This window comes from Mycobacterium sp. OTB74, from assembly GCF_029892685.1.
Taxonomy (GTDB): Bacteria; Actinomycetota; Actinomycetes; order Mycobacteriales; family Mycobacteriaceae; genus Mycobacterium.
Genome location: NZ_JARXVD010000034.1, coordinates 21,494 through 28,205 on the forward strand (window position 1 = coordinate 21,494; position 6,712 = coordinate 28,205).

Sequence of the window (6,712 nt, forward strand, 5' to 3'; positions counted from 1 at the left end):
ACCACCGATCCGCGTGCCGCGCTTTACGCCCCTACACCAGCAATCCAGCGGACCCCCTGGCCCACTGACATCTCTGCCACCGCGAACCCGTTGGCCTGGCCGACTTCCAGCGCCCCCGCCGGTAGCTCGGGCTCCGTACTGAAGGCGATAACGGCAGGTCCGGCGCCTGACAGCACGCCCGCAACACCACAACGCCGAAGCGCTTGCAGGTATTCCGCCGAGGCCGGCATTGCCGAGGCTCGCTGCGGTTGATGTAGCACGTCCTCGGTGGCCGCCATCAGCAGATCGGGACGTGCAGTGAGCGCCACCACCAACAGGGCGGCGCGACTGACGTTGAAGCTGGCGTCGGAATGGGCCACTTTCTCGGGCAAGACTGCCCGAGTCTCGGCTGTCGACGACCGTACCTGCGGGATGGCCGGGAAAAGATGGATATCGGGGTGCAGCGTCAACGGCACCGCCGCATACTGCGGATCTCCCGACGTTGTGTCGGTCCACGACACCACTGCACCACCCAACACCGCCGCGGCCGCGTTATCCGGATGTCCTTCGAACTCAGATGACAACTGCACCAGCTGTTCCCGAGTCAGCTCAGGCGAACCCGACTGTGTGATAAGGCCGTTGGCGACGGCAAGCCCGCCGACGACCGCCGCAGCCGACGAACCGAGACCACGAGAGTGCGGAATGACGTTGTGGCACTTGATATTCAGGCCCGGAGCCGATACTCCGGCGGCCTCCAGTCCGCGCCGGAGCGCACGCACAACCAGATGCGACTCGTCCAGCGGCACCTGCCCGCAACCTTCTCCGACCACATCAATGGTCAGGCCCGATTCAGTTGTCTCAGCGTGGATTTCGTCGTACAAGCTGAGCGCCAAGCCCAGGCTGTCGAAGCCGGGACCGAGATTCGCGCTGGAGGCGGGAACGACGGCCGACGCGCTGAGACCGGCCGGCAGGATTACGGTCACTGGATCAGACCAGCCCGAGCTTCTCGACCACGGCGGTCGGATCGACCGGGATCGCGGTCACCTTCGGCATGCCCTTCAGGGCGTTATCCGGGTCCTTCAGGCCATTGCCGGTAACGGTGCACACCACCGTGGAACCGGGCTTGACCCAGCCATCCTCGATGGACTTGAGCAGACCGGCGATGCTGGCGGCCGACGCCGGCTCGACGAACACGCCTTCAGCCGTGGCGACCAGGTGGTACGCGGCCAGGATTTCTTCGTCGGTGGCGGCCAGGAACCGGCCGTTGGACTCTTCCTTGGCTGCAACGGCACCGTCCCATGAAGCAGGCGAACCGATCCGGATGGCAGTGGCGACGGTCTCGGGGTTCTTCACCGGCTCACCGAGCACCAACGGAGCCGCGCCGGCGGCCTGGGTACCGAGCATCCGCGGCAGCCGATCGGACACCCCGTCGCGGTGGTACTCGCGGTAGCCACGCCAATACGCGGTGATGTTGCCCGCGTTGCCGACGGGCAGCGAATGCACATCAGGTGCCGTGCCCAGGGCGTCCATAATTTCGAACGCTGCGGTCTTCTGACCTTCGATACGCACCGGGTTGACCGAGTTGACCAGTCCGATGGTCGGGTAGTCGGCGGTGAGCTTGCGGGCCAGCTCCAGACAGTCGTCGAAGTTGCCGTCGACCTGAATGATCTTGGCGCCGTGCATGACCGCCTGCGCCAACTTGCCCATGGCGATCTTGCCCTGCGGGATGAGCACCGCACAGGTGATGCCCGCGCGGGCGGCGTAGGCGGCGGCCGAGGCCGAGGTGTTACCAGTCGAAGCGCACAGCACCGCCTGCTGGCCACGGGCAACCGCGTCGCTGACCGCCATGGTCATGCCGCGGTCCTTGAACGAGCCGGTCGGGTTCAAGCCCTCGACCTTCAGATGCACGGTGCAACCGGTCTGTTCACTCAGGCGCTTGGCATGGACCAGCGGGGTGCCGCCCTCCAGGAGGGTGATCGGCGTCCAATTCTCGGTTCCGGGCAACCGATCCCGGTACGCCTCGATCAGCCCGGGCCACGGCTTGTGCACGCGGGACTTCCCCGTCGCTTCGCTCGCCCCAGTGTTCATTCTGTGGTTCCTTCCAGGCGCAGCACGCTATTGATTCTCTGCACCGCGTCGTGATCAGCAAGGGCTGCAACGGTTTCCGACAGAGCGGAATCGGTGGCCTGGTGGGTGACGACCACGATCCGGGCGCCGATGCGCTGCCCTTCGTCGTCGACCATGCCCTCTTGGCGCACCTCGGCGATACTGACCTCACGCTTGCTGAATTCGGCTGCGACGGAGGACAACACACCAGGCTTGTCTGCGACGTTCATGCTGACGTAGTAGCGGGTCTCGATGTCCCCGATAGGAGCGATGGGCAGCTTCGCGTACTTGGACTCGCGCGGTCCGCGCCCGCCCTGTACCCGGTTACGGGCAGCCATCACCAAATCACCCATAACTGCGGACGCGGTCGGCGCACCGCCGGCGCCCCGGCCGTAGAACATCAACCGGCCGGCCGCCTCGGCTTCCACGAACACCGCGTTGAATGCGCCGTTGACATTGGCCAGCGGGTGATCCAACGGCACCAACGCCGGGTACACCCGGGCCGAAACGCGTTGCTTGCCATTGGTGTTCAGCCGCTCGCAGATGGCCAGCAGCTTGATATTGCAGCCCAGCGCCTTGGCCGACTCGAAGTCTGCTGCGCTGACCTTGGTCATGCCTTCGCGGTACACATCGTCCGCGGTGACCCGGGTATGGAATGCGATGGAGGCCAGGATCGCCGCCTTGGCCGCGGCGTCGTACCCCTCGACATCGGCCGTCGGATCGGCCTCGGCGTATCCGAGGACACCGGCTTCGGCCAGTGCGTCGGCATAGTCGGCGCCGGTGTCATTCATTGCCGACAGGATGTAGTTGGTGGTGCCGTTGACGATGCCGGCCACCCGCAGCACGCTGTCACCGGCAAGCGACTGGGTCAGTGGCCGGATGACCGGGATGGCACCGGCGACCGCGGCCTCGAAATAGAGGTCCACCCTTGCCTTCTCGGCGGCCTGCGCCAGCTCACCTGTGGACTGCGCCATCAGAGCCTTGTTCGCGGTGATGACGGATTTGCCGCCCTCGAGCGCCCTCAGGATGGCCTTGCGCGCAGGCTCAACCGGGCCCATCAGCTCCACCACGATGTCCACGTCATCGCGGGACACCAGGGCGTCGATGTCATCGGTCAACATCTCCACCGGTACACCGCGATCCGCAGACACCCGGCGCACGCCGACGCCGCGCAACTCCAGGGGCGCGCCGATGCGGGCGGCCAAGTCGGCGGCACTGTTCTCGATGATCCGGACCACCTCGGTCCCGACGTTCCCGAGTCCGAGAACCGCTACGCCAATCGGCTTTTCACTCATTGACCACTTACCTCCAGGCTCAACAGGTCATCGACGGTCTCCCGCCGCAGGATCAATCGCGCACTGCCGTCGCGGACCGCGACCACGGCAGGCCGGGTCAGCAGGTTGTACCGACTGGACATCGAATAGCAGTAGGCGCCGGTGGCAGCCACCGCGACCAAGTCGCCAGGGCGCAGGTCATCGGACACCCAGGTGTCGCGGACCACGATGTCGCCGGTCTCGCAGTGCTTGCCGACAATCCGGGCCAAGGTCGCCGGGGCGTCGCTGACGCGGGACACCAGCCGGGCGTCGTATTCGGCGTCGTAGAGCGAGGGCCGGATGTTGTCGCTCATGCCGCCGTCGACGCTCACGTACCGCCGATACCTATCGGCAGCGACCGCAACATCTTTCACGGTGCCGACCTCATACAGGGTGATGGTGCCCGGACCTGCGATGGCCCGGCCGGGCTCCACGACCAGTTTGGGGGTCGGCAGGCCGACGGCCTTGGATTCGGCCGCGACGATGGCTTTGAGTTTGTCGGCCAGTTCCTGCATGGGTGGCGGATCGTCATCGGGCAGATATGAAATGCCCAGTCCGCCGCCGAGATCCATCACCGACATCTGCGCGGTCTTCTCGACACCGAATTCGGCGACCACGTCGCGCAGCAGGCCGATCACGCGGTGTGCGGCGATCTCGAAGCCGGCCACATCGAAGATCTGCGAGCCGATGTGGCTGTGCAGACCGACCAATCGCAGGTTGTCGGTGGCGAATACTTGCCGCACTGCTTCCATGGCGGCACCGCTGGCCAGTGACAGACCGAACTTCTGGTCCTCGTGGGCGGTGGAGATGAACTCGTGGGTGTGCGCCTCGACACCGGGGGTCACGCGCACCAGGACGTCCTGAACGATGCCCGCCGCAGCGGCGATGGCGTCCAGGCGCTCGATCTCGATCTCGGAGTCCAGCACGATGTGCCCGACGCCGGCCTTGACCGCGGCGGTCAGCTCTTCAACAGATTTGTTGTTGCCGTGCACGGTGATTCGTTCCGCAGGGAAATCAGCGTGCAGTGCCACCGCCAGCTCACCGCCGGTGGCCACATCCAGGCTGAGGCCTTCTTGCGCAACCCAGCGAGCGATCTCGGTGCACAGGAATGCCTTGGACGCGTAGTGCACATGCTCGCCGCCGCCGAAGGCATCGGCGATCTCGCGGCAACGGGACCGGAAGTCGTCCTCGTCGATGACGAACAGCGGGGTGCCGAACTGGACAGCCAGGTCGGCGACCGACACACCCGCTACCGACACCACACCGTCGGCGCCACGAATCAGATTGCGCGGCCAGACATTCGGAGCCAGCAGCAGGATTTCGTCGGCGCTCTGCGGTTTGGCCGGAACCCCGCTGTGTCGCGGGTCGTCGACGTGGGCGTTCACATGCGCTCCGGAGCGCTGACGCCGAGGATCTGCAGACCGTTGGCAATAACCTGGCGCGTGGCCGCGCACAGCGCGAGTCGGGCCCGATTCAGGTCGCCGGGCGCTTCGTCGCCCATCGGCAGCACGCGGCACGAGTCGTAGAACCGGTGGTAATCACCGGCCAAGTCTTCCAGGTACCGGCACACGCGGTGCGGTTCCCGAAGTGCCGCAGCGGTTTTCAGCACCCGGGGGAACTCACCGAGGGTGCGCATCAGGGTTGCTTCGCGGTCGTGGTCGAGCAGTTCGAGGTGCCCGATGTCCGCCTGCAAGCCGAGGTCAGCGGCGTTGCGCGCCAACGCCGACAGCCGGGCGTGCGCGTATTGCACGTAGTAGACCGGGTTTTCGTTGGACGCGCTGGCCCACAGCCCCAGGTCAATGTCGATCGGACTGTTCACCGACGACCGGATCAGCACGTAGCGGGCCGCATCAACACCGATGGCATCGACCAGGTCTTCCAGGGTGATCACGGTGCCGGCGCGCTTGCTCATGCGCATCGGCTGGCCGTCCTTGACCAGGTTGACCATCTGACCGATCAGCACCTCGACGGTGGCAGGGTCCTCACCCAGCGCCGCAGCGACGGCCTTCAGGCGACCGATGTAGCCATGGTGGTCGGCACCGAGCATGTAGATGCACAGGTCGAACCCGCGCTGGCGCTTGTCCAGGTAGTACGCGATATCACCGGCGACGTACGCCGGGTTGCCGTCACTCTTGATGACGACACGGTCCTTATCGTCACCAAAGTCAGTGGTGCGCAACCAGATTGCGCCATCCTGCTCGTAGATGGCACCGTTGTCGCGCAGCTTCTGGATGGCTTGCTCGACCCGGCCCGAGGTGTGCATCGAGTCTTCGTGGGTGTAGACGTCGAAGTCGGTGCCGAAGTCGTGCAGCGACTGCTTGATCTGACCGAACATCAGATCCACGCCGATCTCGCGGAAGACTTCCTGACACTCGTCGGCCGGCAGGTTCAGCGCATCGGGTCGCTTGGCCACGACGTCGGCGGCGATGTCCTTGATGTAACTGCCGCCGTAGCCGTCCTCCGGGGCCGGCCCGCCCTTGGCGGCCGCGACCAGCGAGCGGGCGAAGCGATCGATCTGACCGCCGTGGTCGTTGAAGTAATACTCACGGGTGACGGTGGCGTCCTGCGTAGCCAGCAGGCGGCCCAGCGCGTCGCCGACGGCAGCCCAGCGGGTCCCGCCGATGTGGATCGGCCCGGTCGGGTTCGCCGAAACGAACTCCAGGTTGATGTGACGGCCCTTGAGCTCCTCGGACGTGCCGTAGCTGGCCCCGCCGCCCAGCACGTTGAGAACGACGACGCTCTGCGCGGACGCCTCGATGCGCAGATTGACGAAGCCCGGACCGGCAATGCTGGCGTCGGCGATACCGTCAGCGTCGATCAGCGCCTCCGCCAGCCATTCGCCCAGCTCACGCGGGTTGACGCCGACCTTCTTGCCCAGCTGCAGCGCCAGGTTGGTGGCGTAATCGCCATGCTCGGGGTTGCGCGGACGCTCGATGGCCACCGTCTCGGGCAGCGCGGCGATGTCCAGGCCGTGTTCGACCAGGACCACAGCGGCGGTGTTCTTGAGCAGTTCAGCCAGATCGGCGGGGGTCACGGGGGTCATCCTATGGTCTGACGTGGTTGAGCTTGTCATCGGTGGTTGACACGCGCTGTGTACCGATTCGGGCGGTCGGGCTTCGATGCGCTAGTCTGTGTTCGCCCAACGGCGCTGCTGGTTCGCCAGCGTTCAAGCGCCCCCGTAGCTCAGGGGATAGAGCGTCTGCCTCCGGAGCAGAAGGCCGCAGGTTCGAATCCTGCCGGGGGCACTCAATAAAACGCCTGGTCACAGGCTGTTTTTGCACCAGCGCCGAGAGCCCCGCACCCCGTGCGCACCC

Annotated in this window: 5 protein-coding genes and 1 tRNA gene; 1 reads left to right on the top strand and 5 read right to left on the bottom strand. The window is 65.8% G+C overall.

Features of this window, described 5'->3' with window-relative positions; translation table 11 throughout:
- Window positions 1-23: 23 nt before the first annotated feature.
- From thrB to argS, 5 genes are read right to left on the bottom strand one after another with little or no spacing between them, the layout of a single operon-like run.
- Complete coding sequence (gene thrB, locus M2432_RS27160) at window positions 24-962, bottom strand: homoserine kinase (RefSeq protein ID WP_280829955.1); 939 nt, start codon at window positions 960-962, stop codon at window positions 24-26.
- A gap of 4 nt (window positions 963-966) precedes the next feature.
- Window positions 967-2,067 carry a threonine synthase gene (gene thrC / locus M2432_RS27165; RefSeq protein ID WP_280829956.1) on the bottom strand — a complete coding sequence of 367 codons (1,101 nt, stop codon included), beginning with the start codon at window positions 2,065-2,067 and terminating at the stop codon, window positions 967-969.
- Window positions 2,064-3,380, bottom strand: a complete 1,317-nt coding sequence (locus M2432_RS27170; protein ID WP_280829957.1) for a homoserine dehydrogenase — start codon at window positions 3,378-3,380, stop codon at window positions 2,064-2,066. Before M2432_RS27170 ends, thrC begins: the two co-directional genes overlap by 4 nt.
- Complete coding sequence (lysA, locus tag M2432_RS27175) at window positions 3,377-4,783, bottom strand: diaminopimelate decarboxylase (RefSeq protein WP_280829958.1); 1,407 nt, start codon at window positions 4,781-4,783, stop codon at window positions 3,377-3,379. Before lysA ends, M2432_RS27170 begins: the two co-directional genes overlap by 4 nt.
- Window positions 4,780-6,432, bottom strand: coding sequence for an arginine--tRNA ligase (gene argS, locus M2432_RS27180; protein WP_280829959.1), 1,653 nt, complete (start codon window positions 6,430-6,432; stop codon window positions 4,780-4,782). Before argS ends, lysA begins: the two co-directional genes overlap by 4 nt.
- Window positions 6,433-6,570: 138 nt before the next feature.
- On the opposite strand from argS, the gene M2432_RS27185 reads away from it, so the two are divergent.
- Window positions 6,571-6,643 (top strand) — tRNA-Arg (locus tag M2432_RS27185).
- The last annotated feature ends 69 nt before the right edge of the window (window positions 6,644-6,712 follow it).

Bases quoted from the DNA above. Each gene is read 5' to 3' on its own strand.
- thrC (WP_280829956.1), bottom strand. From the start codon at position 2,067: ATGAACACTGGGGCGAGCGAAGCGACGGGGAAGTCCCGCGTGCACAAG.
- M2432_RS27170 (WP_280829957.1), bottom strand. From the start codon at position 3,380: ATGAGTGAAAAGCCGATTGGCGTAGCGGTTCTCGGACTCGGGAACGTC.